Origin of the sequence: Mediterraneibacter agrestimuris (assembly GCF_943193195.1) — a bacterium.
Lineage (GTDB): Bacteria > Bacillota > Clostridia > Lachnospirales > Lachnospiraceae > Schaedlerella > Schaedlerella agrestimuris.
In genome coordinates this window covers 1-4,081 of the sequence record NZ_CALPDG010000091.1, presented here as the reverse complement: position 1 = coordinate 4,081, position 4,081 = coordinate 1, and the positions used below count along the sequence as shown (strand labels likewise).

Below are 4,081 nucleotides of genomic sequence, written 5' to 3'. Positions count from 1 at the left end.
ATAAAAGTCAAGGATCCAGCTTTACTAGATGACACAGATCGGGATTGGATTGATGTAGATGGACTAAGAGATCTTTCCAATGGAAAAGCGGCATTAATTGATGATACCAATCGAGAGTGGATTGGAAAAGAAGTTATGTTAAATGCAATGGTTGTCCATGGCTCAGAGATGAAAGAAATTACGGAAGAAGAAGCGGAAGCGAATGCGAAAGCATTTAAAAAAAATCAATTGGAAAAAGCACTTGATAATGATTACATAAAAAGTGTAGATGCAAAGGAGTTCTTTTTACCTACTACAGTGAATCCATTTCTTACAACGGAAAAGGATGGTTATTATGAAACACCAGAAGTAATTATGGGAGGTACCGCAATGGTTATTTTTACAAAACCAGATGGAACGGCATGGCACTTAAAAAAGGGGGAGACATTATCATTCGAAGCAGAACAATATCCGCTGGAAACAACAAAAACAGGAAACAAGAGTTGGAAAATTAAATTTGGTTATTTATTGGACGGGGCACTTCACCAAGATATCATGAATGAAGGAATACATCATCAATACAACTTGACTGCAGAACAAGAAGGTGAGTATTATATTACAATCTATTGTGCGTCTGGTCTGCTTACTTTAAAAAATGGTCGGATGGAGATAAAATAACAAAGTAAAAGGTTCTTGGCAAGAGATCTGCACAAAAACTTCATGCACATTTTAGCACTCACTATTGATGCGTGCTAAAATGTGTATTATATTACAGCTAAAATAAAGAAAGGGATTATAGCAATTCATCCGCACTTTAACAAAAAATCCACCTAACAGTTCCTGCTAAGTGGATATGCTCTTTGACCGTTTGGTACGGCAATTTTCTGGTATTGTTTCTGACCAGGGCAATAATGGAAGAAGGTCTTCTTTTGTCGGAAATGAAGCCAAATCTTTCATCTTTTCCGTAAGTAGGAAATTTCGCTATTTGAGTAGGTACGACTGATTCACACACTATTTTTTTATTTAAAGAGTAAAAATTTGTTTATATAAGATTTTTTGTACGTTTCATAGTAACAATGGTATGAAACGTAAGCGATTCATTATCATAATAGATTTTGATATTGCCATTATAGTTTTTGACTACTTTCTCAATACTTTTGATTCCATAACCATGTTGTTGTTTATTGATTTTATTACTTATTATTTTTTTTTTGGAATCAAAAATAGGAGCAGTGTGGCATGAGTTAACAAGAGTCAAAATAGTAAAACAAGTATTCTCGATATTTCCTACATTTAATTCAATAAATGAATTTGGAATATTACACGTAGCCTCATAGGCATTATCTAATAAATTGCTAAACAGAGCAGTGATTTCATTGTCAGAGATGAAATTTACTGTATTACATCTAATATCAACGCTAAAATTTATTCCCTTTTTATCATATTGCTTTTTGTATTTGTTAATAATTAAATTTAGTAAATCATGATCACAATAGCGGTGTGCATTTTTCAAATCAATAGAAGAAGCAATCTGAGATATGTAGGTTGCTATTTTTTCATAGTTATGCTGTGCATTTAAGATGGCAATGGAGTTTAAATGTTGTTTTATATCATGAATTAATAAATTATTATTTTCTGTTTGTTCAATTAGCATTTTATAATATTCTACAGAATCATTTTCTTTTTGCAAAAGGATTTGCATGGCTGTAAAAGTTTCTCTTGCGTTTTTATCATATATGTTTATGGCAAAAATCAGGAGGTTAACCAATAATAAAAAAATAGAACTTATTGAAATCATCGTATCCAAGAAAGGTGTTAAAGAAAAATTTCTACAAATCATGAACAATGTAGTCATTACAAATAATGTAATAAAAGGTATGCACAATAAAAAAATAGATGTTTTACAATGAAATAAATTTTTGTCATATTTTTTGGACAAAAAATGCGAAATAGTAAACATCATAACGAAATAAAGGATTTTGCTAAAAACGGTTAAAATGACAATATTTCTTAATAAACCAATTTCTGAAAAAAAATCATTTATAAAATGTGGCATAATACTATAAAGTATTAATTCGCTCATTCCCATAATTGTGGTTGCGATTATAGAGTGAAATAACGCAGAAGAAAAGACTGTTTGATATAAAAAAAAATAAATTAAGTTTGCTAATAAGAAAAATATTATGTTTAATATATAGTTTTGAAATAACGAAATGCCAAACAATCCTACATATAAAAAACATAAAATAGAAATATTTGTATATTTATTGATTTTCGAATAAAAAATATTGTCTGCATATAATAATATAATAAAAGCCTCTATAACATAAATAAGCGCATAAAAAATAGTGCTTTGCATAATTGGATTACCTCGTACTCTCTAAATATAAAAAATATGCATCTTTAAAAGAAGTATATTTTCTTCGTGTTAAGTATGCCTGCTGATCATTTAATAAATATATCAATGTATGATTAAATTCAGTTACATATTTAAAATTAATAATGAAACTGCGATGAGACTGAAAAAAACAATTCGATTTTAATACATTAAGCCAATAATAAATTGGATGTTTGGTTTCTATATCTGTATCTATAGTGTGAATTGTAACACTTTTACCAACAGCTTCAATGCATATTATATCAGATTCCAGTATAGTATGTGCACCAGTTTTTGTTTCAATAAGTACTTTTACGTTAGAAGAGGAATAGATTTTTAATGCATCTTTTAAATTACGATAGAAACGCTGTTTATCTATAGGTTTTGTAAGATAACGAAAAACATGGAAACGCATTGCCTCGTCTAAATATTCAATATATGAAGTTACAACAAATATAATAATTTTTTTATTTCTTTCTTTTAGTTCATTTCCAATATAAATACCGTTCATTCCAGGCATTTCAATATCAAGAAATAAAATATCTTGTTCGCCTGTATCGTTCATAAGAGACTTTCCATCTTGAAAACATGCTATTTCAGGTATTTTTAGATGATTTCGGTTGAAATAGTCTAATAGATATTGTTTGATTTGCTCAGAACAAATGGAATTGTCATCACAAATTAATATTCGCATATTCTTATACGTCCCCCTTAAGAATTCTATAATTTATTATACAACATAATGCTTCACAAAGATATAAAAAATAGAGTTTTAACATGACAAACGCATGAATGTTTCTGCCATTCAAATTTTTCCAATTGTAATTTTTTTAAAGTCCAGTACTTCCTCCAAATATTTGATTGGTGACAGACTTATTACAATCCCTTTTTCTTCATTGATAATTTCTTTTTTGTAAGTTCCATCAGCTTTAATATGCTTAAGTTCCATTTTCTGATTAAATTCAGATTCTGCGCTGACATTTTATCCAGTGTTATGTTTGCGTCTTCTCGAAATGTTACATCCAGATGTCAGTGCATACTCTCTATGCTCCAATGCCCTCTTACTGCCCGGCTTATGGTTTTCTATATCTCCTTTTAGGCTGCTGATAAAATAGTGGTATTCCGTTTTCTTTCTCCCATTTTTTCTATGCTTTTTCTTTCGTTTTACCGGAATCTCCTGATTTTTCTACAATCGCTGTCTGCGTTCCCATTGCACCTATCGAAATGATCTGTCCCTTTATCTGTAATCTTTCTATTAGTTCTGGAATTGCTGTAATCTCATTGCTCTTTTCATTCACTGCTTTCTGCCCTAAACTGAAACCGTCTTCACGGCTCCATGCAGTTACAATATGAGACGGCTTCTCTTTCCCCTGTTTGTTAGAACGCATTGTTTTTCCATCTATACAGATAATCTTCTTCAGTGCTTCGACTTCTTCCCTGTTCAGCAGTTCTTGCCATTTTCCATAAAGCTGTAGGAGAATATCCGGTGAAATCATCCTCATTACTCGCTGTATAGTGTCATGAGACAGCTGACCATTCTTTAGCTTGATATATTTTTTAATACTCTTCATATACCTATGCAAACAGCGCAATCTCTACCCAGTCATCTGCATTTGCGAGTGTGGCAAACAAAACAATCACAAGAATATCCTTCAGCCTTATTATTAACAATTTTCAAAAAAGACCTAAAATATAAGGAATCCCATTCCTTTTTGATGTAAAATT

3 protein-coding genes and 1 pseudogene are annotated in these 4,081 nt (G+C 30.7%); 1 reads left to right on the top strand and 3 read right to left on the bottom strand.

All coding sequences use genetic code 11. From position 1 onward, the window contains the following. Window positions 1-657 (top strand): hypothetical protein (locus tag NFS18_RS18990; protein ID WP_251393094.1); only part of this gene is annotated, 657 nt, incomplete at its 5' end. 364 nt (window positions 658-1,021) lie between these two features. On the opposite strand, the gene NFS18_RS18985 is transcribed toward NFS18_RS18990, so the two are convergent. The 3 genes and pseudogenes from NFS18_RS18985 to NFS18_RS18975 all read right to left on the bottom strand — a co-directional run. Beyond that, complete coding sequence (locus NFS18_RS18985) at window positions 1,022-2,338, bottom strand: GHKL domain-containing protein (RefSeq protein WP_251393093.1); 1,317 nt, start codon at window positions 2,336-2,338, stop codon at window positions 1,022-1,024. A gap of 7 nt (window positions 2,339-2,345) precedes the next feature. Then, a complete protein-coding gene (locus NFS18_RS18980) occupies window positions 2,346-3,050 on the bottom strand; it encodes a LytR/AlgR family response regulator transcription factor (protein WP_251393092.1) in 705 nt (234 codons plus the stop codon). A 487-nt stretch (window positions 3,051-3,537) separates the two neighbouring features. Continuing rightward, window positions 3,538-3,927 (bottom strand): annotated as a pseudogene (locus NFS18_RS18975) (ISAs1 family transposase); the annotation flags it as partial. Between the last annotated feature and the right edge of the window lie 154 nt (window positions 3,928-4,081).